Annotated in this window: 24 protein-coding genes; 9 read left to right on the plus strand and 15 right to left on the minus strand. The window is 60.5% G+C overall.

Translation table 11 applies throughout. The features are described from left to right. Positions 1-4: 4 nt before the first annotated feature. The 5 genes from RHIBUN_RS0104580 to RHIBUN_RS0104600 all read right to left on the minus strand — a co-directional run bounded on the left by RHIBUN_RS0104580 (position 5) and on the right by RHIBUN_RS0104600 (position 6,114). A complete protein-coding gene (locus RHIBUN_RS0104580) occupies positions 5-1,102 on the minus strand; it encodes an imelysin family protein (RefSeq protein ID WP_018116846.1) in 1,098 nt (365 codons plus the stop codon). Next, entirely contained in the window at positions 1,102-2,640 is a 1,539-nt protein-coding gene (locus RHIBUN_RS0104585; RefSeq protein WP_025658639.1) for a di-heme oxidoredictase family protein, read from the minus strand. The genes RHIBUN_RS0104580 and RHIBUN_RS0104585 overlap by 1 nt, the downstream gene beginning before the upstream one ends. 47 nt (positions 2,641-2,687) lie before the next feature. Continuing rightward, positions 2,688-3,968, minus strand: coding sequence for an imelysin family protein (locus tag RHIBUN_RS0104590; protein ID WP_025658640.1), 1,281 nt, complete (start codon positions 3,966-3,968; stop codon positions 2,688-2,690). Positions 3,969-4,308: 340 nt separating this feature from the next. Further along, positions 4,309-5,598 carry an RsmB/NOP family class I SAM-dependent RNA methyltransferase gene (locus RHIBUN_RS0104595; RefSeq protein ID WP_018116843.1) on the minus strand — a complete coding sequence of 430 codons (1,290 nt, stop codon included), beginning with the start codon at positions 5,596-5,598 and terminating at the stop codon, positions 4,309-4,311. Between the two features lie 153 nt (positions 5,599-5,751). After that, the gene (locus RHIBUN_RS0104600; protein WP_018116842.1) at positions 5,752-6,114 is read right to left on the minus strand and encodes a septal ring lytic transglycosylase RlpA family protein; all 363 of its coding nucleotides are present in this window, start codon (positions 6,112-6,114) and stop codon (positions 5,752-5,754) included. 596 nt (positions 6,115-6,710) lie between these two features. On the opposite strand from RHIBUN_RS0104600, the gene RHIBUN_RS0104605 reads away from it, so the two are divergent. Beyond that, a complete protein-coding gene (locus RHIBUN_RS0104605; protein ID WP_025658641.1) occupies positions 6,711-7,925 on the plus strand; it encodes an MFS transporter in 1,215 nt (404 codons plus the stop codon). A 7-nt stretch (positions 7,926-7,932) separates the two neighbouring features. Here the strand turns inward: RHIBUN_RS0104605 and RHIBUN_RS0104610 are convergent, their stop codons facing one another. The 3 genes from RHIBUN_RS0104610 to RHIBUN_RS0104620 are packed head-to-tail and all read right to left on the minus strand — an operon-like array spanning position 7,933 to position 10,658. Continuing rightward, positions 7,933-8,805, minus strand: a complete 873-nt coding sequence (locus RHIBUN_RS0104610) for an SDR family oxidoreductase (RefSeq protein ID WP_025658642.1) — start codon at positions 8,803-8,805, stop codon at positions 7,933-7,935. Then, a complete protein-coding gene (gene queG / locus RHIBUN_RS0104615; RefSeq protein WP_025658643.1) occupies positions 8,805-9,953 on the minus strand; it encodes a tRNA epoxyqueuosine(34) reductase QueG in 1,149 nt (382 codons plus the stop codon). The genes RHIBUN_RS0104610 and queG overlap by 1 nt, the downstream gene beginning before the upstream one ends. 12 nt (positions 9,954-9,965) lie before the next feature. Beyond that, positions 9,966-10,658: a glutathione S-transferase family protein gene (locus RHIBUN_RS0104620; RefSeq protein ID WP_018116838.1), complete on the minus strand. Its 693-nt coding sequence runs from the start codon at positions 10,656-10,658 to the stop codon at positions 9,966-9,968. A gap of 249 nt (positions 10,659-10,907) precedes the next feature. On the opposite strand from RHIBUN_RS0104620, the gene RHIBUN_RS0104625 reads away from it, so the two are divergent. Next, entirely contained in the window at positions 10,908-11,705 is a 798-nt protein-coding gene (locus RHIBUN_RS0104625; RefSeq protein WP_025658644.1) for an undecaprenyl-diphosphate phosphatase, read from the plus strand. Positions 11,706-11,811: 106 nt separating this feature from the next. Here RHIBUN_RS0104625 and RHIBUN_RS36755 read toward each other — a convergent pair whose 3' ends face one another. The 7 genes from RHIBUN_RS36755 to dnaN form a co-directional block, all read right to left on the minus strand. Further along, positions 11,812-11,964: a hypothetical protein gene (locus RHIBUN_RS36755; RefSeq protein ID WP_007799501.1), complete on the minus strand. Its 153-nt coding sequence runs from the start codon at positions 11,962-11,964 to the stop codon at positions 11,812-11,814. A gap of 282 nt (positions 11,965-12,246) precedes the next feature. Next, on the minus strand, positions 12,247-13,227 hold the full coding sequence (locus RHIBUN_RS0104630) for a complex I NDUFA9 subunit family protein (RefSeq protein ID WP_018116836.1): 981 nt from the start codon (positions 13,225-13,227) through the stop codon (positions 12,247-12,249). 112 nt (positions 13,228-13,339) lie between these two features. Further along, complete coding sequence (locus RHIBUN_RS0104635) at positions 13,340-13,627, minus strand: DUF1330 domain-containing protein (RefSeq protein ID WP_018116835.1); 288 nt, start codon at positions 13,625-13,627, stop codon at positions 13,340-13,342. Positions 13,628-13,654: 27 nt separating this feature from the next. Then, a complete protein-coding gene (gene pyrF / locus RHIBUN_RS0104640) occupies positions 13,655-14,347 on the minus strand; it encodes an orotidine-5'-phosphate decarboxylase (RefSeq protein ID WP_025658645.1) in 693 nt (230 codons plus the stop codon). A gap of 1 nt (position 14,348) precedes the next feature. After that, a complete protein-coding gene (locus RHIBUN_RS0104645; protein WP_025658646.1) occupies positions 14,349-14,936 on the minus strand; it encodes a histidine phosphatase family protein in 588 nt (195 codons plus the stop codon). 4 nt (positions 14,937-14,940) lie between these two features. Further along, positions 14,941-15,534 carry a phospholipid N-methyltransferase PmtA gene (gene pmtA / locus RHIBUN_RS0104650; RefSeq protein ID WP_018116832.1) on the minus strand — a complete coding sequence of 198 codons (594 nt, stop codon included), beginning with the start codon at positions 15,532-15,534 and terminating at the stop codon, positions 14,941-14,943. Between the two features lie 117 nt (positions 15,535-15,651). Then, positions 15,652-16,770, minus strand: a complete 1,119-nt coding sequence (dnaN, locus tag RHIBUN_RS0104655; protein ID WP_018116831.1) for a DNA polymerase III subunit beta — start codon at positions 16,768-16,770, stop codon at positions 15,652-15,654. Between the two features lie 270 nt (positions 16,771-17,040). Here dnaN and rsmI point away from each other — a divergent pair, with 270 nt between their 5' ends. From rsmI to RHIBUN_RS0104690, 7 genes are all read left to right on the plus strand, one after another. Next, positions 17,041-17,943 (plus strand): 16S rRNA (cytidine(1402)-2'-O)-methyltransferase, encoded by a 903-nt coding sequence (gene rsmI / locus RHIBUN_RS0104660; protein ID WP_037215011.1) that lies wholly within the window; start codon positions 17,041-17,043, stop codon positions 17,941-17,943. Beyond that, the gene (locus RHIBUN_RS0104665; RefSeq protein ID WP_025658648.1) at positions 17,933-18,334 is read left to right on the plus strand and encodes a YraN family protein; all 402 of its coding nucleotides are present in this window, start codon (positions 17,933-17,935) and stop codon (positions 18,332-18,334) included. The genes rsmI and RHIBUN_RS0104665 overlap by 11 nt, the downstream gene beginning before the upstream one ends. Positions 18,335-18,421: 87 nt before the next feature. Further along, positions 18,422-19,720: an extracellular solute-binding protein gene (locus tag RHIBUN_RS0104670; protein ID WP_025658649.1), complete on the plus strand. Its 1,299-nt coding sequence runs from the start codon at positions 18,422-18,424 to the stop codon at positions 19,718-19,720. A 76-nt stretch (positions 19,721-19,796) separates the two neighbouring features. Next, complete coding sequence (locus tag RHIBUN_RS0104675; RefSeq protein ID WP_025658650.1) at positions 19,797-20,678, plus strand: ABC transporter permease subunit; 882 nt, start codon at positions 19,797-19,799, stop codon at positions 20,676-20,678. Between the two features lie 9 nt (positions 20,679-20,687). After that, positions 20,688-21,530, plus strand: coding sequence for a sn-glycerol-3-phosphate ABC transporter permease UgpE (gene ugpE, locus RHIBUN_RS0104680; RefSeq protein WP_025658651.1), 843 nt, complete (start codon positions 20,688-20,690; stop codon positions 21,528-21,530). Between the two features lie 11 nt (positions 21,531-21,541). Beyond that, complete coding sequence (locus RHIBUN_RS0104685) at positions 21,542-22,639, plus strand: sn-glycerol-3-phosphate import ATP-binding protein UgpC (RefSeq protein WP_025658652.1); 1,098 nt, start codon at positions 21,542-21,544, stop codon at positions 22,637-22,639. A 99-nt stretch (positions 22,640-22,738) separates the two neighbouring features. After that, positions 22,739-23,248: a cupin domain-containing protein gene (locus RHIBUN_RS0104690; RefSeq protein ID WP_025658653.1), complete on the plus strand. Its 510-nt coding sequence runs from the start codon at positions 22,739-22,741 to the stop codon at positions 23,246-23,248. Positions 23,249-23,287 lie beyond the last annotated feature (39 nt).

The following is a 23,287-nucleotide window of genomic DNA, read 5'->3' on the forward strand; positions in this document are numbered from 1 at the left end:
GGATTCAGTCGCCGTCCGAGAAGGAGAAGCCCGCTGAAAGGCCGATTGCCGCGCCATAGTCGTCGCTGATCTTGGTGATCAGCTCGCGCGTGCTGACCAGAAGAGCATCAAGCTTTGCCCTCTCGGCGTCGCTTGTTGCAACTTCGATATCGGGGTTGAGCTTCTGCAACGCCTCAAGCAGCGACTTCAAATTGGCATCGATCGTGTCGGCGATCGGCTTCTGGTCGGCTGGCAAGAGCTCGGCCATGCCGGCTTTTTGCCAGAGTGTGCGAAGTCCCTCGACGTTGGCCGTCATCGACTTCCAGGTGTTCCCGGAGCGCCAGTAGATCGCCATGCGTGGACGAGGCGTGGCGTCCTTGCCCTTGTAGAACTGCTCGAGCCGTTGATCGCGAACGGTCTCCGCGCCATGAACGAGGATGCCGAGCAAAGCGGTTATGGCCTCCTTGTTGTCCATGAAGTCTTCGCTTTGCGGGCCGGGATGCTTCCAGCTTCCCTGCACGCCATCGGGCTTTTCCCAGGCCGCGACGACCTCGCCCGCCTCACGCTGGATGTTACCGGCAATCGCAGCGCCGTAGAGGCATCGGAAGCTGTTCTTCTGCGTCGTCAGGTCTTCCGAACCGGTGCCGTGGAGCACGTATTCGAGCGCAGTCAGCCCCTGCAACGCGACGCTCTTGCCGGCGATTGCATCGACAGTCGTATCCTTGGGATCGGCTTTGGCGATCAGAGCCTGAACCTGCTTCAGGGCGACGCCCTTGCGATCGGGGTAGAACAGGATGTGCTCGAAGAGATTGTCCTGGATCACTGGTCCAGTCTGAACGATCTCAATGACCGACCAATAGCGGATCATGTCGTCGAGTGCTGACCGCGCCTTGTCCAGCTTCTGCTGCGTCGCGTCCTCGCAGAGGTCCTTCATCGCCGTTGTCAGGCGTGCTGCCGATTGCTGGGCATTGCGATAGCCTGGGCGGATCACCTCATCGACCGCCCGCTGCATGACTCCGGAGACCGCCTCCTCGTTCAGACCGGCTTGCGGTGCGGGAGGAGTCTGGGCGAAGGCAGAAGTAGCAAAAAAAAGGGAGAGGACAAGAGGTTGCCAAAGGCGCATCAAAGGGACTCCAGGAATGTAATCAGTGCCTGCCGGTCATCCCCGGGCAGGGATGCGAAAGCGTCACGCGCCTTTTCAGCCTCGCCGCCATGCCAGAGAATCGCTTCGGTGAGATTTCTGGCGCGGCCGTCGTGGAGGAAAAAGCTGTGCCCGCTGACAGTCTGGGTCAGACCTATACCCCATAGCGGCGGCGTGCGCCATTCACGTCCGTTCGCGCTCCCGACTTGTTGTCCGTCCGCGAGACCCTCGCCCATGTCGTGCAGCAGGAAGTCGGAATAGGGCCAGATCAGCTGGAAGGCTTGAGCCTTGTCGGCGCTGTCGCGCCGCGTGACGAACTTCGGCATGTGGCAGGAAATGCAGCCGCTTTGGTAGAAGATTTTCTTGCCCTGAAGGGTCGCGGGTAAGCTCGCCTTGCGGCGGGCAGGAACGGCAAGGTTGGCCGAATAGAAGGTGACGAGGTCGAGGATCGGGCCGGGGGCCTCCTCCTTGCCAAGCCGCTTCTGCACGCCGGTCGGCATCTTTCCGCACTTGGCTTCGGCTTCTGTGCAATCGCCATGCGGGTCGGGTCGGTCCGACGTCGAAATGCCAATGTCATTGGAGAAGGCATCCGCGCTCTGGTCGCGCACGCTCGCATTCTGTGCCTTCCAACCGAAGCGCCCGAGCGCAACTTTGCCGGTGCGATGGTCGCGTATGATGGCCGCCTTGCCGTGGATGCCGTCGCCGTCCGCATCGTCCGGATCGGCGTGGGCAAGGATGTCCGCTTCAGGGATGGCCTCGATCAGCCCGAGCCCGATCATTGCCGGCGCAACGCGCGGCGAGATCGTCGTTGTTGGGTCGAGTGGCCCATAGCCGAGGTCGGTCACTTCGTATGTCGGACGGCGGAGCGAGATGGTCTCGCCGTCGCCGAGCGTCACAGGCTCCTCGGTGTAGCGGATAGCCATCTTGCCCTCTGAGGGAAGCCCTGGAACCGCAAGATCCTGCAACTGGTGGCCGTAGATTGGGTCCGGGAAATTGACGACTTCGGCGCTGGCAATCGCCCGCTGCTCATCAGGCGTTGTCGCCGGGCGCGACAGGCGCAGGAACATCGAGGTGGCACTGACGCCACCTTCCGGCGGCTTGCCGCGGCCGTCGTTCAAGTGGCAACTCATGCAGGAGCGGGCATTGAAGAGCGGCCCCAGACCATCTGAGGCCTGCGTCGAGGAAGGGGCGGAGACCCAGAGCTTCTTGAAAAGGGCATTTCCGAGCCGGAATGGCTGTTCTTCTTCAAAGGGGATTGTCGCCGAGATATGCGAAAAGGAATCCTGCGTGACCGGATCGATGGAGGTGGCGCCGCCGGCCTGCATCGCTTCGTATTGCTCGGCCTTGGAAAAATCCGTGGTCGGCCGCGTGACATCGGCGACGCGCTTCATATCCGCGTCGGAAAGGTCGCTTCGTTTCGTCGGAAGATCGAACCCGGATGCCAGCGCAACGGAGAATCCGGCAATCGCGGCGCAAAATGCTGCGCAACTGAGAAGACGACGAGCCGGTCTGGGAGGCATTCGAGAGTTCGGGCCGCTGCGTCGAACGAAGCGGCCCGCCTTTTCACTTATTGGAAGACCGCGCCAGGATTATCCAAGCTGTCGGAACCTTCAAGCTTCACCGTGCCGAGATCGAGTGCGGCAATAACGCGCTGCACCGTCTTGGTCTGGTCGACGAGACCGTCGATGGCAGCCTGAACGACGGCGTTGCCCTTCTTGTTGCCTTCGCCGATCATCTGGTCGTACTTCTCGACGTTCAGACCGCGCTTCGCCATGACATTCATTGCCTTGAGCGTCGCGTCGAGTTTGGCCTGCATTTCCTTGTCGAGCTTCTCGTCCTTGGCTGTGACGAGATCGTGCAGCGACGGTCCCTTCATCTTCGTGCCGTCGACGCGGGTGTAGTCGCCCGTGTAGGCAGCGGCGATGCCGATCGCGTCGTTGAGGTGCGAGTTGAAGGTGTTGTCCGAGAAGCAATCATGCTCTTCTTCCGGATCGTGCAGCAGCAGGCCGAGCTTCATGCGCTCGCCGGCCAGTTCACCGTAGGAGAGGGAGCCCATTCCGGTCAGAATGGCAACGAGACCGGCTTTCGGATCGGCTTCGACATGCTTGGTGGCTTCGCCCTCCGGAGCCCAGTTGTTGGTCATTTCCTGAAGGTCGGAGACCAGCAGCGTCGAGGCGGACTTCAGATATTCGGCACGGCGATCGCAATTGCCGTGCGTGCAATTCTTCAGGTCGTAGTCCGTGGCAGGGCGGTTGCCAGCTCCGGGACCGGTGCCGTTCAGGTCCTGGCCCCAGAGCAGGAATTCGATGGCATGATAGCCCGTTGCGACGTTGGCTTCGATGCCGCCGGCTTCGGCCAGCGCGCCGGACAGGAATTCAAGAGTCAGCTTGGACGCGTCGACATCCTTGCCGTCGATCTTGATCGTCTTGTTGGCGATGACATTGGCGACGTAGAGCGCGTTCTCGTCGCTCTCGGTGCCGTAGGACGCATCGACGTAATCGATCAGGCCTTCGTCGAGGGGCCAGGCGTTGACCTTGCCTTCCCAGTCGTCGACGATCGGGTTGCCGAAGCGATAGACTTCCGTCTGCTGGTAAGGGATGCGTGCCTTGATCCACGCGGCGCGGGCAGCCTTCAATGTCTTGTCGGTCGGGTCCTTGAGCAGGGCGTCGATTGCCGCGTCGAGGGCCTTGGCCGTCGTCAGCGAGTCTTCGTATTTGGCATGCGCAACGTCGGCGTAGTGTTTTACAACTGCAGCAGCATCCGGGGCCGCGTAAGCGGGAATGGCCAGCAGAGCGGCTGGGGCCAGCGCCAGCGCCACGGCTGCGCGGAAATTCTTGTTGAGTTTCATGATCCTCTCCTGTGCGGACTTTCCGTCTGAGGTCCGACGAAAAATCTCTTCGCCCAAAAGCAAACTGGTGTCAAACACTCTAGTTTGGAATGACTTTAAGTGTATTCGCGCGGTCTGACGAACCTGTTGTTGTTTTGACACCCCCTGCTTCTCCGTCATTCCGGCCTTGAACCGGAATCCAGCCCGCCGCGCGTCTGCGGGGCTGAAGAGTTTTTCGCGATCAAGGACTTGATCGCGCTGGATACCGGCATGAGGCCGGTATGACGGCGATGGGTATCTCGCCCCCAGAAAATCAATTGAGTTGACGGCTTTGTCAGAAGTCTGCCGGCTGAGCGAGGGCTCAGCCTTTCCTCTGCATGCGGCAGAAGAAGAAACCGTCCGTATCGGTGGAGGCGGGTGTCAGCGTGATGGTCTTCCCGTCGGACGAACGAGGACGTGGGCTGTCCTTTCCGAACAGTCCATCCCACGCAGGCAGGGCGCTGACAATCTCGTAGTCGCCGTTTTCTGCGGTGAAACGCCGGACCTGCTCCTCGTTTTCCTGCGGCAGCACCGAGCAGGTCACGTAGATCAGTTCTCCGCCCGGACGGACAAAGTCGCTCGCCTGCTTGAGCGCGTCCTGCTGCTGGGTCGTGCGCTCGTCGAGGTTCTTCGCGGTCAGGCGCCACTTGGTGTCGGGCCGCCGCCGCCAGGTCCCGGTTCCCGTGCATGGCGCATCGACGAGCACCTTGTCGCAGCGATCGCTCAGGCTCTTCAGAGCCTTGGCGTCATCGTGCACCTGGACATTGCGCGTTCCGGCACGCTTCAGCCGTTCGATGATCGGCGCGAGCCGCTTGCGGTCGGCATCATAGGCGTGAACCTGGCCCTTGTTGTGCATCGCCGCCGACATGGCGAGCGTCTTGCCGCCACCACCGGCACAGTAGTCGAGAACCTGTTCTCCGTCTTTTGGGAGCACGAGATCGGCAACGATCTGCGACCCCTCGTCCTGCACTTCGAACCAGCCTTTCTGGAACGAAAGCTCGGCGGTCACGTTTGGCAGCCTTGAGGCGCCTTCGCCGGCGGGAATCCGGATGCCGTAACGCGCGATCGCCGCCTCTTGTGCGCCGGCTCTTTCGAGCGCCTTGACTGTCTTGTCGCGGGTCGCCTTCAGGATGTTGGCGCGCAGATCGAGGGTGGGACGCCCGGCGAGGGCCTGCGCCTCGACGATCCAGTGATCGTTAAAGGCGCTTTCAAACGAGGGCTGGACCCATTCGGGAATATCGCCCTGGATGTGAGCGGGCGCGTCGGCCAGCTGGCGGCTGTTGAAAGCGGAAAGCTGAGCTTGCGAAAGCGGGCTTGGTGCGAACTTGTCGTCTGCGAGTTCCGCGGCGAGGCTTTCTGGCGTGAAACCCCATTGCCGGAACATCACGGCGTGGGCGATAGCGGATGCGCTGTCATCGTCCATCAGCCAGCCGTGGGAGAGGCGCATGCGAAGGGCATCGTAGACGATATTGCCGATCGCGGCGCGATCGCCCGATCCGGCAAACCGATGGGCAAGACCCCAGTCCTTCAATGCATCGGCGACAGGCCGTCTGCGGGCATCGATATCTGCAAGAACCGAAATCGCCCCTTCGAGCCGACCGCCCAACCGCATTCAAACAGCTCCTATCGCCTGGATCAAAATACCGGGCTTGTGAACAATCCGCAGGAAGCGCGACAGACGCAGCGGATAGTACACAAGTCTAGACCGCGTCGTAGACGCGATTGGCGGCAAGAGCAAGCGACCCGTTCGTGTACGGGCGAACGCTTAGCCTATGACTTCGTAGCAGACCTTTGCCGTGCCACTGCTGACCATGCCAATGTTCTGGGCGGCAGCGCGGGAGAGATCGAGGACGCGGCCGCGAATGAATGGGCCACGATCATTGACGCGGACGACGACGCTGCGTCCGTTTTTGCTGTTGGTAACTTTCAGCTTCGTGCCAAATGCCAGCGAACGATGTGCTGCAGTATTGATGGTCGGGTTCATACGTTCCCCGGAGGCGGTTTTGGAGCGAAGTGCGTACCATGAAGCGCCACCGCAACCATTTGCAGCAAATCCTTCAACGGGAAGGATAGTAGAGCAAGCTGCAATTGTTGCTGCGGCGATGACAGAACGGCAGATTTTCTTCAAAACGGATTGTCCCCTCAATTGTTGAACTCACGCCTTGTGGGCGGTGGGAGGGTTGAATCCGGCCAAGTGTGGCGAAAAAGTGCCCCCAATTATCACGGAATATTACAAAGTGTAATATACGTGATGGCTAGATGCGCGGCATGTGCGCCACAGAAAATCGAATGATTGGGAAAAAAGATAATGAAATCAAGTAAAATTAGAACGTTTTTTGCAAGGCCTGATCCACGCAACCAAAGATCACAAAATTAACGAAAATAATTTTGCGCGATTGCCATAATTAGTGCCTCATTTGCGCAAATTCAGAGGCCGTTAACCATAATCAGGCGCTATATTATATGCGCCGAATGCAGGAAGTAGAAATTTCCTACCCTGAAACCGCGCTATTTGTGATCGACAAATACAATCGCAAGACGAAAAGTCTGCCGCCCGCTCTCGCCCCGCAGGCAAGTCGTGATATGCAAGTCGACGGAAGTCGCTGCGGCATAGCATAAAAACGCCCCGGGCGTGTCGAAAACGGTGACACTCAAACGTCTTTAGCTTGCAAGCGCGCAAGCGGTGCGCGCCTCGTTCAAATTGGGCAGGGAGGCTGCGAAATCATGAGCATACCTTATCGTTGGATCATTGTTGCTGCCGGGGCGTTGATGACCTGCGTTGCACTCGGCGCGATGTTCTCCCTGGCAATCTTCCAGGAGCCAATCGCGACCGAGACCGGCTGGTCGCACGCTGGCATTGCGAGCGCGATGACACTTAATTTCATTGTTATGGGGATTGGCGGTTTCCTGTGGGGCACTGCGAGCGATCGCTTCGGCGCGCGGGTTGTCGTTCTGATCGGTGCTGCCGGCCTTGGCCTGGCCCTTGTGTTGGCAAGCCGCGCGGAATCGCTTCTGCAGTTTCAGCTGACCTACGGGATTTTGGTCGGGCTTGCCGCCAGCACCTTCTTCGCGCCAATGATCGCGACGACGACCGGGTGGTTCGAGGAGAACCGCAGCCTCGCCGTCTCCCTTGTCTCTGCCGGCATGGGTGTCGCGCCCATGACGATCTCACCTTTCGCACGCTGGCTCATTTCTGCCTATGATTGGCGAACCGCGATGCTGCTGATCGGCATCACTGCCTGGGTCCTGCTGCTTCCGGCAGCCTTGCTGGTTCGGCGCCCGCCGGCAGAGGCAGGGGACGGCGCGACCGCCACTGCAACAAGCGGGGAACAGCCTTCGCTCTCGCGGGTGTTCCGATCGCCACAATTCATTGTGTTGGGGCTGACGTTCTTCGCCTGCTGCGCTGCGCATTCCGGTCCGATCTTTCACATGGTCAGTTACGCGACGATCTGCGGCATAGCGCCAATGGCCGCCGTCAGCATCTATAGCGTCGAGGGACTTGCGGGGCTCGGCGGCCGGCTTCTCTATGGCGGGCTGGCCGACAGGGTCGGGGTGAAGCCGGTCCTCGTCGCCGGTTTGCTCGTCCAGGCGATTGCGCTTGCGACCTACCTCTTCGTCAGCAGGCTCGGCGAATTCTACGCCCTCGCCATTATCTTCGGCAGCGCCTATGGCGGCGTGATGCCGCTCTATGCTGTTCTGGCGCGAGAATATTTCGGGCCGCGCATCATCGGTACGGTGTTCGGCGCGGCGACGATGCTCTCCAGCCTCGGGATGGCCTTCGGTCCTCTTATCGGCGGATGGATCTTCGACACCTTTGACAACTACTCGTGGCTCTTCATCGGATCCGCTCTGGTCGGGCTCGGCGCAGCCGCAATAGCCCTCGCATTCCCGCCGCTCGCACGGGTAAAGGCCGAGCCGGCGCTCGGCGTCTCGATTTGAGGCGTCGCTATCCTCGCCAGCTGTTGCTCTGCATCAGCTGCGCGAGCGAGGCGGGATAGGTCGGGAAGGCGAAGGTAAAGCCCGCCGCCTTCAGCTTGGCGTTCGAGACCCGCTTGTTCTCGCCGTAGAAGGACCGCGCCATCGGGGTGAGCTCGGCAGTTTCGAAGGGCTGCTCCGGCGGCGGCTCGACGCCCAGCAGCCGGGCTGCTTCGACGATGACGTCCTGAGGCGGGCCGGGCAGATCGTCGGTCACATTATATATGCCGCCGAGCCCACGGTCGGCGAGGAACCGCGTCGCCGCGCCGATATCCTCAACCCGGATCCGGTTGAAAACCTGATCCTTCTTGATCAATCGCCGTGCGGTACCGCGTTCCAGATTGCAAAGGGCATTGCGGCCTGGCCCGTAGATACCGGAGAGGCGGAGAACCGCCGCCGGAACATTGATGGCGGCGCCGATGGCCATCCAGCCGTCTTCTGCTTCCAGCCGCTCCTTCGAGCGGCCGGAAACCGGCGTGCAGGGCATTTCTTCGGTGACCCAATTTCCCTTGTGATCGCCATAGACGCCGACCGTCGAGAGATAGCCGATCCACTGGAGCTTGGGCATCATCTCCTTCAGACGGTCGCCAGCGAGCCTGATCAGCGCATCACCATTATCGCGCGGCGCAATGGATTGGACGAGATGGGTCGCGCCCCGCATCGCCTCGCTCAATTTCTCGTCCAGCACGTCGCCGTCAAACACGAAAGCGTCGATGCCCTGGCCACGCAGGGCAGCTGCCTTGTCTTCCGAGCGCGTCGTACCGGAGACACGCGCGCCGTCCGCCATGAAAGCCTTGGCGATCGCCGTGCCCGAATAGCCGCAGCCGAAAATCATCACTTGCATCAAACTGCTCCCGCTAGGCGCCATTCACTCAGGACATCGCTATCCGACTCATCTGGCCTTTGTGCCGCAAAGGCAGAAAATTCGCCAGCCTCGAGAAGGCGCGACAAGGCCCAAATTGCCATGCCGCGTACGACCGGGGAGGGATCCTCTGACAGTTTCCGACACTGCTCGACAAATCGGCGATCGTTCGAATTGCCGGCGGCAATGAGCACATTGCGGATGAACCGATCGCGGCCGATACGCTTGACGGGCGAGCCGCTGAAGAATGTGCGAAAGGCGGCATCATCGAGGCCGAGCAGATACTCGATCGATGGCTCCTTCAAGTCCTCCCGGGCCTGCAGCTTCATCTCGGAGGCCTCATGGGCAAATTTGTTCCATGGGCAGGCGGCGAGACAGTCGTCGCAGCCAAAGATCCGGTTGCCGATCAGGGACCGCAACGCCGGGTCGATCGGTCCTTTGTGCTCGATGGTCAGGTAGGAGATGCAGCGCCGTGCGTCGATCTGGTAGGGACCGGGAAAGGCTTTCGTCGGGCAGATATCGAGACAGGCGCGGCAGGAGCCACAGTGGTCAATCTCCGGCGCATCGATGTTCAGATCCGCGGTCGTGAACATCGAGCCGAGGAAAAGCCATGATCCGTGCTCGCGGCTGACGAGGTTCGTATGCTTGCCCTGCCAGCCGAGGCCGGCCGCTGCCGCGAGCGGTTTTTCCATCACCGGAGCCGTGTCGACAAAGACCTTCACATCCGCCCCGGCGCGCGCCGCAAAGCGTGTTGCGATCTCCTTCAATCGCCCCTTGATGATGTCGTGATAGTCGCGATTGCGCGCGTAGACCGAGATTGCAGCCTTGTCCGGTTTTGTCAGAATCTCGCGCGGATCTTCATCCGGTCCGTAATTGAGGCCGAAGACGACGATCGACCGGACGTCGCTCCAGAGCGTGCGTGGATCGCCGCGCCTGTCGCGGGTCTCCGCCATCCACTCCATCGTTCCATGCCGCCCGGCGTCAATGAATTCGCCGAGCCGCTCCTTGGCTTCCGGTATGGCGTCGGGTCGCGTGATGCGACAGAGGTCGAAACCCAAGGCCTTCGCCTCCGACCGAACGAAGGCGGTGAGGGTATCGCGGCGTTTCTGGTCCTTGTTTTCCATGGCCATTGAAGGCCCTCGTCAGAAATCCAGGTCGGCGTAGTGCGAAACCGGGGTCAGGCCCCGCACGCGCTCGGTGAGCAACGGCCGGAAGGATGGACGCGACTTCAGGCGTTGATACCACTCCTTGACGAGAGGAGCTTCCGACCAGTCGATTTCACCGAGATAGTCGAGAATGGAAACGGCCGAGGCAGCAGCGAGATCTGCATAGCTCATGCGGTCGCCGGCCAGCCACTGTCGGGAGCCGGCAAGCCAGCCCAGATATTTCATGTGCTGGCGGATATTCGCCCGCGCCGTGCGGAGGATCTTGGAATCAGGCGCGCCGCCGCCCTGGTCCGCCGTCATCTGCAGCTTGTAGACCCGCTCGCGGGCGAGCGGCTTGGTCACGTCTGTTTCCATCTTCTGCATGAACCATTCCGTCAGCCGGCGAATCTCGGCGCGCTGGAATGGATCTTCCGCCAGGAGCCGGCGATCACGCTTGAGCACGCCGTGCGTCTCGTCGAGATACTCGGAGATCACAGCCGCCCCGCACAACGCCCGCATGCTGTCATCGACATAAACCGGCAGGGTTCCGGCCGGGTTGAGCGCGAGGAAATCCCGGCGCTTTTCCCAGGTCTGCTCCTCGATCAGGTCCGCCTGATAGCCGTACTCCGTCAGGATCAGCCGAACGAAGCGTGATGCGGATGACATGGGATGATGATAGAGCGTGGGCATTGATTCTCGGATTTTTTGAGGTGTGTGGCATGTTGCGGGAGCGCGATGATCATAGCGCCCTAGTCATGTCTTATTCGTTGAAGCTATAGGAGCTTGGCCCTTTCAATACAAGCGAGTCGGGTAGCCAACTCCCTGACAAAGGAGGTGGGCGTGCTCGAAAAACGGATTTTTGTTTTCCCGCCCTGCCTTCGTCACTTCCGGACGCCATAACCCCAATCAAAGCCCGACCAAACTCCACGGAGAGAATGTATGGATTATGTGAACTCTATAATTCTAGGCATAGTAGAGGGAATTACCGAGTTTCTGCCGATTTCGAGCACCGGCCACCTTATCATCGCTGAGCAATGGCTCGGCCACCGGTCGGACATGTTCAACATCGTCATTCAGGCGGGCGCGATTCTCGCCGTCACCATTATTTACTGGCGTCGCCTCCTGGATCTCGTCCTGGGCTGGCGTGATCCGCGCAATCGCACTTACGCGGCCAAGCTGATCGTCGCGTTTCTCATCACGGCGATCCTCGGACTGGTCGTCAAGAAGCTCGGCTTCCAACTGCCGGAGAATGCGACGCCGATTGCCTGGGCGCTGATCATCGGCGGTATCTGGATGATCTTTGCCGAATGGGCCGCCGCTCGTCGACCGCCTCACAAGGAGATTACCTGGCTCGTCGCCATCTTGGTCGGTATTGCCCAGGTGGTGGCCGGCGTCTTCCCGGGAACGTCGCGCTCCGGCGCCACGATTTTCGTTGCCATGCTGGCCGGCACCGGCAATCGCGCCGCCGCGACCGAATTCGCCTTCCTGGTCGGCATCCCGACCATGTATGCCGCAAGCGGCTACGAACTGCTGAAGACGTTCAAGGATGGCGGGGCTGCAAACGAGGATTGGACGAGCCTCGGCATCGCTTTCATCGTCTCGACGATTGTTGCGTTTATCGCCGTGAAATGGCTGCTGTCCTACATCAGGAGCAACCGGTTTACGGTGTTTGCAATCTACCGCATCATTCTCGGCGCTATCCTGCTCGGCATGGCGGCATTAGGCATGATCGCCTGAGACGCACTTGATCGACGCATCCGAGTCCTTGTGGCGCGGATGCGGATCAGTTCCACTACCGAAAGCAAGGCAAGAAAAAACCGGCGTGAAGAGCGCCGGTTTTTTATTATCGGCTAATCGAGCCGGTCTCGCAGGGATCGACACCGTAGGCCGGCGAGCACTCACCCTTCACCGCTGCAACCGATCCGGGCGCAATGAAGGAGCCTGCCAGAATAACCAGCGCCGCACACGCAAACAGGAGCGCGATTGACCTACCCATTGAAGAAAGCCTTTCAAAAGTCGTTAGTGCGCCGTCAAGGCGCTGAGTCCATTGGGAAACGCGCGGGGTGTGTAGTCAGTGGAATGACAAATAGCAATAAATGTTCCTGCTAAATTTGGTGTTAATTCCGCTAATTTTTACGTGCGACTTTTATGCAACGAGTGCCGGTCTGCTACAGGGAAAAAAGCGTTCACAACTTCTGCGATTCTGAAAAAACCTTCCACGTGAAACGCCGCCCGTGAAGGTCGCGAGCGGCGTGTTGCTTTGGGAAGGTCGCAGCTCTCAGGCCGCCTTGCCCGATCCGGTGTACTGCCCGTGCGGACGGTACTGCACGAGGTAAGAGCCGATGACCGAGTTCACCAGCGTCGGTGTGACGCCGATACCCTTCAGCGTCCGGCCTTCGGTTTCCGCTTCCTTCGAAACGACATTGTCCTTCTTCAGCAGACGCACCTGGTCGGAGGTGATCGGCGGTGTGACGAACGGAATGAGCGAAGCGATGCTGCCGATGAGCGAGGCAATGCCAAAGGGAAGCGAAACCAGACGATTTTTGCGCCAGGTTGTCTTGAGCATGACCTCGAGACATTCGCGGAAGGTCAGCACCTCGGGGCCACCAAGCTCGTAAACCTGGCCCGCGGTCACCTTGCCCTCGACTGCCTTTGCCACGGCTTCGGCCACGTCGACGACATAGACCGGCTGGAACTTCGTCTTGCCGCCGCCGACCAGCGGCAGCGCCGGCGCGATGCGCGCCATGTCGGCAAACTTGTTGAAGAAGCTGTCCTCGGGACCGAAGACGACGGACGGGCGGTAGATGATGGCATCCGGCTTGATCGCGTGGATCGCTGCCTCTGCGCGGCCCTTGGTGCGGGCGTAGGCTGAATCGGAGTGCGCGTTTGCGCCGATTGCTGAGATGTGGATCAGCTTGGCGCCGACGCCGCGAGCGGCTTCAGCGACAGCACGTGCGCCAAACTCCTGAACCGCCTCGAAGGAATTGCGGCCGGCTTCGTGCAGAATGCCGACGCAGTTCACGACAAAGTCGGCGCCCTCGACGGCACGGTCGATGGAGTTGCGGTAGCGCAGGTTTGCCTGAACGAAGGAGATCTGGCCGACATTGCCGAGCGGCTGCAGGAAGCCGGCGAGATCCGGGCGGCGAACGGCGACGCGGATGCGATAGCCGCGCTTTGCCAGTTCACGGACGACGTGCCTGCCGATGAAGCCGGACCCTCCGAACACGGTAACGAGTGGCGGCAGGTTGGCAAGGGTCATGACAGGCTCCTCGAAAGGCTCGGTTGTGTGGTCGATCTGGTTTCGTCTTAGACCAATCACGACGCGACGAAAAGGGTCATCGCGCGGCAGATCTCACGGCTGAGAACTCGTCTTAGATGCCTTCGACGACGATCATTTCGGCGTCGGCGATTTCCTGGCGGATTTTCGCAGCGATCTGGTATTCCGGCGAATTATAGCAATCGACAGCGTGCTGCATCGAGGGAAACTCGATCACAACGTTGCGTGCGCGGGACTTGCCCTCGAGCTCGGTGATCGCGCCGCCCCGGGCGAGGAAGTTGGCGCCATACTTATCGAAGGCCAGCTTTCCTGCTGCGACGTAGTCCTTGTAGCGCTCGACATCACGAACATCGACGCGTGCGATCCAATATGCCTTTGCCATTTCAGGTCCTCCCTGTTTGTCAGATTATTAAAGGGCCGCCGACATTTCGGCGAGGATTGCGCGAGCCGCTTCGCGGGGATGGGCTGCCTTCACGATCGGGCGGGCAACGACCAGATGGCTGGAGCCGGCCTTCAGTGCGTCAGCCGGCGTCATCACGCGCTTCTGGTCGCCCTTGTCGGCGCCGGCAGGGCGAATGCCCGGCGTGACCAGCGCCATATCGGGGCCGATGATCTTGCGCACGGCCGCCGATTCCTCTGCGGAGCAGACGATGCCGCCCATACCGGCGAGGTGGGCCTGTTCGGCGCGGCGCAAAACCAGCGTATGCGGATCGTATTCGTAGCCGGCCGCGACCAGGTCCTGCTCGTCCATCGACGTCAGTACGGTCACGCCGAGCAGGCAGAGGTCGGAGCCCTTGGCGGCGTCGACGGCGGCCTTCATCGCCTTCGGATAGGCGTGCAGCGTCAGCATCGACATGCCCATCTTGACGATGTTCTCGACACCCGATGCAACCGTGTTGTCGATGTCGAGCAGCTTCATGTCGAGGAAGATCTTCTTGCCGCTCTTGGCAAGATCACGCGCAAATTCCAGGCCGCCGGCAAAAGCCAGCTGATATCCGATCTTGTAGAAGACGACGTCGTCGCCGAGCGTATGGACGATTCTTTCGGCCTCGCCAAGTGTTGGAACATCCAGCCCGACGATCAGGCGTTCGCGTACGTCCATCTCACATCCATCCCTGCCACTCTTCGATAGGCGTCCAGTCGCACGACGGGCGTCGATCCGCAAGGCTGAAACAGTAGAGATTGCCACCGCCTCCCGGTTGATCGCCATCACGCCGGATCGGGCGGCCCTCAAGGTGGCACTTGAGCAGCGTGCCGACGCCTCCATGGCCGACGAATGCGATGGGCAGGGCGGGATTGTGCGACGCGAGGATATCTGTGACGGCGGAAACGACACGCCGCTGGGCGTCGATCGCACGCTCCCAGCCTTTGAAGCTCGCCTCGGGATGCGCAAAGAACCAGTCGGCCGCCTTCTCGAACTCGGGGGGCGGCATGAAACCGGTCGCCGAGCGGTCGTTCTCATGCATGTCGTGGACGATCTCGACGGTCACCTGCGCTGCGGCTGCAAGGATCTCGGCAGTCTCGATCGCCTTTGTCTCGTCGCTGGAAACGATGCGGCGCAGCTGCTTTGCCCAGCGGCGTTCGGCGGCCTTGTGGGCGCGTGCGGCGCCGATCTCCGACAGCCCCCATTTCGGCACGGGAACCGCTGCGTCGATCCTCACCTGCGGATGGGTGACGTAGAGGCCGAACACCGGGTCAGCCGCGTCGGTAGATCCAGAGCTGTGCCGGCGGAATGTTGCGGACGATAAAGTCGAAGTGCTGGATATGGTAGCGATCCGGCCGCGCGATGATCGGCGACACCGGGCCGTAGGAGATCTGGACAACGGGGCGGCCTGCCGGCAAGCGGTCGAGCAGGCTTTCGAGCAGCGCGATGCGCGCCTGCATCGGGAAATTCAAAAGCGGGACGGCGGATACGACGGAATCGAACGTCTGATCCTTCATCGATCCGAGCGTCTTGTCGAGATTGAACGCATCGCCGTTGATGAAGTTCACGCCCGGATAGAGCCGGACCAGGTGCTCGTAGAAATCCGTCGAATATTCGACGGCGACCAGCTTCTCGGGTTTCACGCCGCGACCAAGAATGGCCTTGGTGATTGCGCCGGTACCCGGGCCGAGCTCAAGGACCGGCAGTCCCGAATGCGGGTTGATGACGCTTGCCATCTTGCGGGCCGTTATGGAGGAGGTGGGAACAATCGAACCGACAGTCTTCGGCCCCTGCATCATTCCTTTGAAGAAGCGGATTTCTTCATCGAATTTTTTGCCCAGCCGTTCCTTTAGGCGCAACGCCATGCCCGTCCTCCTAGATATGCAACAAAACAGCCCGCTCTCTAATTGCAGTCAGTTCCGCCGAAAAACAAGGCCTGACGTCGCAATTGGCAAAGTTTGCACCGTAGATGCGACGCGCGGCTAGACGCGCATCGGCATCAGCACATAAAGGGCATCGTCGCCAGCCGTGTCGCGAATGAGCGTCGGCGAGCCGGCGTCGGCGAGCAGGAAGATCGCTTCATCGCCGGAAAGCTGCGCGGTGATATCAAGCAGGTATTTGGCGTTGAAGCCGATTTCCATCGAGTCGGTGTCGTAGCCGACCGCGACTTCTTCGGTTGCGCTGCCTGAATCCGGATTGTTGACGGTGAGCAGCAATTGGCCGTCGGAGAGGGCGAGCTTGACGGCGCGACCGCGCTCAGAGGAGATCGTCGACACGCGGTCGACGGCCTGAGCAAACGTCGTGCAATCGACGCGCATTTCCTTGTCGTTGTTGGTCGGGATGACGCGCTGGTAGTCCGGGAACGTGCCGTCGATGAGCTTCGAGGTCATGACGATCGAGCCGATGCTGAGGCGGATCTTGGCGTCCGAGACTTCCACGGTCACCATCGCATCAGGCACATCGACGAGCTTCTGCAGTTCGCCGACGGTCTTGCGCGGGATGATGATGCCGGGCATTCCCTCCGAGCCGGATGGTGCATCCACGTCGGCGCGGGCGAGGCGGTGGCCATCGGTTGCGACGGCACGCAGCTTCAGGTCACCCTTGCTCTCGATGGTGTGGAAGAAGATGCCGTTCAGATAGTAGCGGGTTTCCTCGGTCGAGATCGCGAACTGGGTGCGATCGATCAGCATCTTGAGATCGGTCGCCTTCAGTTTGAAGGTATGGCTGAAGGTGCCGGCGGTGAGGTCAGGGAAGTCCGACTCCGGCAGGCACTGCAACGAGAACTTGGAACGACCGGACTGGACGGTCATCGAGCCGCCGTCGGTGCTGGTCGCCAGCAGAACTTCGGAGCCATCAGACAGCTTGCGCACAATGTCGTAAAGAAGATGGGCGGGGACCGTAGTGGCGCCGGCCTGCTCGACATTCGCAGGCGTCGCTTCGGTCACTTCGAGATCGAGGTCGGTCGCCTTCATGTCCAGATTCTGGCCGTCGGCGCGCAGCAGGATGTTGGACAGAATCGGGATCGTGTTCCGGCGTTCGACCACGCGATGCACGTGGTTCAGCGACTTCAAAAGGTTGGACCGCTCAATTGTAATACGCATGGGATGCTACCGCTTTCGACCGTTACTGCTTGAGCGCGCATGTTGCGCGCCGCAAGGAATGCCTTTGCCCAAAAGGGACCATAGAGTGGATAGGGAAAATGGCAGGATTTTGAGACCGATTGCAAGAGGCGCGAATGGCCGCGCCAGTGCATTTGCCGTTTTCCGGTGCAATGCACACAGAAATTGCTGCGGCCTTGCCGAACGGCGGGGTCTCGCCCATAAAAGCGGAAACCAGAGGAGAGTATCGATACCTTGAGCAATGACGATGTGATGACCGATGGCGGCAGGCAACGCAGCTTCCGCCTGCATAATATGTCTGTTCCGGCACGACCGTTGGAGCCGGCGCTTTACCTCGTTGCGACGCCGATAGGCAATCTCGGCGACATCACGCTGCGTGCGTTGGAAACGCTTGCCGGCGCCGATGTGCTGGCCTGCGAAGACACGCGCGTCACCCGCGTCTTGCTCGACCGTTTTGGCATTCAGAACCGCCCCTATGCCTATCACGAACACAATGCCGACGAGGCTGGTCCGCGGCTCCTGCAGGCGCTGGAGGCCGGCAAGTCAGTCGCTCTCGTCTCGGACGCCGGAACGCCCCTGGTCTCCGATCCCGGCTATCGCCTCGCACAGAGCGCCATCGAGGCCGGCTATCGCGTCGTGCCAATCCCCGGTGCCTCGGCACCGCTTGCGGCTCTCGTGGGTTCCGGCCTGCCGAATGATGCGTTCTTGTTCGCCGGTTTTCTGCCGACCAAGGACAAGGCCCGTCGCGATCGGCTGGCGGAGTTAGAGGCGGCCCCCGCGACGCTGATGTTCTTTGAATCGCCGCATCGCATTGCTGCGACCCTTGCCGCCGCCGCCGATGTGCTCGGTGCAGACCGGTCGGCTTGCGTCTGTCGCGAACTGACCAAAGCCTTCGAAGAGTTTCGCCGCGGCACCCTAGGGACGCTGGCTGCCCACTACGCCGATGTCGACAACGTCAAAGGCGAGATCGTGTTGGTCATAGGTCCGCCTCCCGAACGGGTGGTCGAAGCTGCCGACGTCGATGCGATCTTGGCCTATCTGGCAAGAACCCTGCCGACCTCCAAAGCGGCAGCCGAGGCATCGAAGCTGACTGGCGTCTCCAAGAAGGAACTCTATCAGCGGCTTCTCGACATGAAGGGCGGCGATGGGCGATAGGGCTGCTGCTGCCGACCGCCGCAGGGCGCTCGGTCGGGGCCAGGTCTCCGAGTATCTCGCTGCTCTTTATCTTATGCTGAAGGGCTATCGCATCGTCGCGCTGCGCTATCGCACCAAGCTCGGGGAAATAGACATCATTGCAAAGCGCAACCTGGCGATTTTTGTTGAAGTGAAGGCGCGGCGCGAGGAGATGAGCGCGATCGACGCCGTGTCTCCTACAGCGCAAAACCGCATCAGAGCGGCCAGCGATCTGTGGCTACAGCGACAACGCGATTATGCTTTGCTTTCGCGGCGTTACGACATCGTGGCCATCCTGCCCGGCCGCCTGCCGCGAACTTTCCGAATGCCTTCTGACGTCATTGCAATCGCGTGCAAAAGGATCCGGCTGTAACAGTCCTGTCATGAAACCATCAAGGAGGCGTCATGGAAGGCCTCTATTGCACTCCTCACCCCAACAATTGGTGGAGAGGGATTAGCCATGTTCAAGAAAATTTCTATGGCCGCCATGGCGGCCAGCTTTTCGGCGTCGTCGTCCTTTGCTGCGACCAACATCACCTGGTGGCACGGCATGGGCGGCCGCAACGGCGAAGTCATCAATGAGGTTGCACAGAAGTTCAACGCTGCGCAGTCCGCCTGCGCCCTGACCCCGGTCAGCAAGGGCACATATGAAGAAGCACTTGCCGCCGGCATCGCGGCCTTCCGTTCGGGCGAACAGCCGAACATTCTGCAGGTCTTCGACGCAGGTGCAGCAACCATCATCAACGCCAAGGGCGCTGTCGTTCCGGCCGAAGACTTGATCAAGGACGCCGGCTACAAGTTCGACCGCAATGCCTTCATTCCCGGCGTTCGCTATTTCTACGCCGCCGCTGACGGCAAGTTCGTCGGCATGCCCTTCAACTCTTCCGCACCGATTATGTACATCAATCCGGAAGCGCTGAAGAAGGCTGGCGTCGAAGCTCCGAAGACCTGGGAAGAGTTCGAAGCAATTGCTCCGAAGCTCAAGGAGGCCGGCTATATCCCGCTCGTCCAGTCGCAGTTGACCTGGGAATTCACCGAGAACTTCTTCTCGCGCAACAACATCCAGTTCGCCACCAACAACAACGGCTACGACAGCGTTGTCGACACCAAGCTCAAGGTCACCGATCCGAACCTCATCATGATGTTCGACAAGCTGAAGGCCTGGTCCGACGAAGGCTACTTCAAGTACTACGGCGCCGGCTGGAACGACAACCAGAAGCCCTTTGAAGAAGGCAAGGTCGCTCTCTGGATCGGTTCCTCGGGCTCCTTCGGCGGCCTGAAGAAGACGGCAACGATGCCCTTCTCGGCAACCTTCCTGCCGTATTGGGGTGCGATCAAGGGCGCCGGCACCCACAGCTTCATCGGCGGCGCGGTGCTCTTCGCAATGTCCGGCAAGTCGGCTGAGGAGAACAAGTGCGTTGCCGACTTCTTCCAGTTCCTGACCTCGCCTGAGATCCAGAAGTTCTACCACCAGGCAACCGGTTACGTCGCCATCACCGAGGCAGCCTACGAGCTCGCCAAGAAGGAAGGCTACTACGACAAGGAGCCGGTTGCCGAAGTCGGTATCAAGCAGCTGAAGCTGGATGATGGCGAATGGTCGAAGGGCTACCGCCTCGGCTTCTACCCGCAGATCCGCGAAATCATGGAACGCGAATACGGCCGCATCTTCTCGGGCGAAACCTCCGTCAAGGACGCTTTCGACACCATCGAGAAGGAAGGCAACCAGCTCCTCGAGCGTTTTGCCAAGACTGCCGGCTGATCTAGCCCATTGCTGAAAGACAACGGTTCCGGGGGCGTTCGCCGTTTCCGGAACCGCTTTGCAAAAAGGTCCCGCCATGAAGCGCGTGCAGTTTTCGTCGCCAACGCTGCCTTATCTCTTCCTGCTGCCGCAGATGGCGGTGATTTTCATTTTCTTCTATTGGCCGTCCGTTCAGGCGGTGAAGTCCTCGTTCTTCCTTGAGGATCCCTTCGGCTTCGGCTCCACCTTCGTGGGCTTCGACAATTACAAGGGCATCCTCGAAAGCGCGGAGTACCGCTCGATTGCCGGCTTTACGGCGATCTTCACGGCGCTTGTCACGTTTTTCTCGCTGTCGCTTGGCCTCCTGCTGGCGGTCAAGGCGGACGCTGTCATTCGCGGCAGCTCGGCTTACAAGACCGTGCTAATTTCGGTCTATGCGATCGCCCCGCCGGTCGCCGGCCTGATCGGCATGATGTTCTTCGACCAGCACATGGGCCCCTTTGTGCGTTTCGCCGCCTTGTTCGGCTGGGACATGAAGATCGGCCTGAACTACTTCGACACGGCCTTTGCGATGGTGGTCGTCTCCGTTTGGAAGCAGATCCCGTATAATTTCATCTTCTTTCTCTCTGGCCTTCAGGGCATTCCCGTTTCCGTTCGCGAGGCCGCGGCGCTCGACTGCCGTTCGGGCTTCCGCCGCTTCTGGACCGTCATCCTGCCGCTCCTGGCGCCGACCGCCTTCTTCCTCTTCGTCATCAACGTCACCTATTCGCTGTTCGATACCTTCGGCATCGTCGACGTGATGGTGAAGGACAAGGCCGCCAACAATCCGATCACCCTTGTCTACAAGGTCTACATGGACGGCTTCCGTGGCAACGACCTCGGCGGCTCCTCGGCCCAGTCGGTAATCCTGATGATTGTCGTCTTCGTGCTCACGGTCTTCCAGTTCCGCTTCCTTGAGCGGCGCGTTCACTACAATTGAGGGGGCGCAATGTATCGTCTCAAGATAACCGATCACATTATCCTGCTCCTGGGCGTCTTCGTCATGATGGCGCCCGTCGTCGTCGCCTTCTTCACCTCGACGCACGAGGCGGCCGAAATTCACCGCAACGGTTTGACGCTCAGGTGGGGGAACCATTTCGTCGAGACCTACAATGCGGTCCTGAACCGCGAAGGTGGTTTCACCGGACAGGTGACCGGCACCCGGATGCTGATGAACTCGCTGATCCTCGGTATCGGCTTTGCCGTCGGAAAGATCGTGCTGTCGATGCTCGCCGCCTATGCGATCGTCTATTTCCGCTTTCGACTTGGAACGCTGTTTTTCTGGATGATCTTCACGACCTTGCTGCTGCCGCTCGAGGTCCGCATCCTTCCTTCCTATGAGGTGATGCACCAACTGCACCTCATCAACACCTATACCGGCCTGATCGTGCCGCTACTCGCCTCGGCAACCGGCACCTTCTTTTTCCGGCAGTTCTTCAAATCGATCCCGGACGAGCTGCTCGAGGCGGCGCGCATCGACGGCGCCGGCCCGATCAAGTTCTTCTTCGACGTCATCGTGCCGCTCTCGAAGACGATGGTGGCAGCCATCTTCATCATCATGTTCGTCTATGGCTGGAACCAGTATCTCTGGCCAATGCTGATGACCAATGACGAGAGCTTCTACACGCTGGTGCGCGGCATCAAGCAGATCCTGCTGGTCTGGGTCGGCGCTCAGATCCCCGATTACAACGAAGCCTTTGCGATCGCGATCCTCGCGATGCTACCGCCTGTCATCATCGTCGTGGTGTTCCAGCGCTGGTTCATCAAGGGCCTCACCGAAAGCGACAAGTAAAGGAAACGCCGATGGCCGCCATCGAAATCAATCAGGTCTCCAAGATCTATACCGGGGACGTGCATGCGGTGAAATCCGTGAGCATCGACATCAAGGACGGCGAGTTCGTCGTCCTCGTCGGCCCCTCCGGCTGCGGAAAATCCACTCTGCTTCGTATGGTCGCGGGACTGGAGGAGATCTCCAAGGGTGACGTGAAGATCGGCAATCGCGTCGTCAACAAGATCGATCCGGCCGAGCGCGACATTGCCATGGTCTTCCAGAACTACGCGCTTTATCCGCATATGTCGGTCTATGAAAACCTTGCCTACGGCCTGCGCAATCGCAAGACGCCGAAGGCCGAGATCGACGCCCGCGTCGCGGAAGCCGCGCGCATGCTGCAACTCGAAGCATACCTCGAGCGCAAGCCGCGCGCCTTGTCCGGCGGCCAGCGTCAGCGCGTTGCCATGGGCCGCGCGATCGTGCGCAAGCCGGCGGCCTTCCTGTTCGACGAGCCCTTGTCCAACCTCGACGCCAAGCTGCGCGTCTCGATGCGCGGCGAGATCAAGCGGCTGCAACGCCGGCTCGGCACCACCTCGATCTACGTCACCCACGACCAGCTGGAAGCCATGACGCTGGCCGATCGCCTGGTGGTTCTGAACGGCGGCGAGATCGAGCAGATCGGCGCGCCGCTCGAGGTCTACCACACCCCGGCCTCGACCTTCGTCGCGAGCTTTATCGGCTCGCCGGCCATGAACCTGCTCAAGGGCGAACTGCATGGCGACAAGCTCGCATTGGGGCCAAGCATGATCGACCTTGCGGGGCTTGCTCCTACATCGGGGCCGGTCACCGTCGGCATGCGCGCCGAGGACCTCCGCCTTGCCGGTCCCGGCGAACATGCCATGACCGTTGCGGTAGACTATGTGGAAGAGCTTGGTTCCCAGCGTCTCGTGCATGGAAATCTGGGCGACCAATCATTGACGGCAGTCCTGTCCCCTGAGACAGAGCTGAAGTCCGAGTTGCGGTTACGCGTGGCCACCGAGAAGCTGCATTTCTTCAATCAGGAAACGGGGAAGCGCATCGGCGATACCGTGTCTCCGCAGGTCGTCCAGGTGAAAACGGAAATCGCCTGACGCCTTGGGCTGATCACTCAAATTGTACCGACCGCCTGTACGGTGCCTTTACGACTCTCTGCTATCCCGACAAGGACTGGATAGCAGCGGGGGTTGCTCATGGGTATTCATGTGATGCTGGCGAGCGTGGTCGCGATGGCCGCGCGGGTAGTGCCCCTTCCGAGTCTTCCGCAACCGGCAGCAAAGACCTTCGTGGCGAAGTCCGGGGATAACTTCGTCATGCACGCGACGCCCATCAACCCGGACTGGATCATCGGCGGCGAGCCACAGGCCCGCACCGGCGAGCATTCGCGCAGCAATGATGATGCGGCATATACGGCGATCTGGGATTGCACAGCCGGCGAATTCCGCTGGCACTTCTACTGGGACGAAACGGTGATGATCCTTGAAGGCGGCGTCCATATTGTTGCCGAGGATGGCACGGAGCGGACGCTGGAGGCTGGCGACGTTGCGTTCTTCGCGGCGGGCACCTGGGCCTGCTGGCGCGTCGACAATTATGTGCGCAAGGTCGCATTCCTGAGAAAGCCGTTTCCGAAGCCGGTCGCGCTTGTCTACCGGCTTCGCAGCCTGTTGCGCGGCGAGGCGCCGAAGAGCGGCATCGCGGCCTGAGGAATTCGCCCGCTCATCGCCCCGGACGCCATTGATTGG

It is taken from the genome of Rhizobium sp. IBUN (genome assembly GCF_000510625.1).
GTDB lineage: Bacteria > Pseudomonadota > Alphaproteobacteria > Rhizobiales > Rhizobiaceae > Rhizobium > Rhizobium altiplani.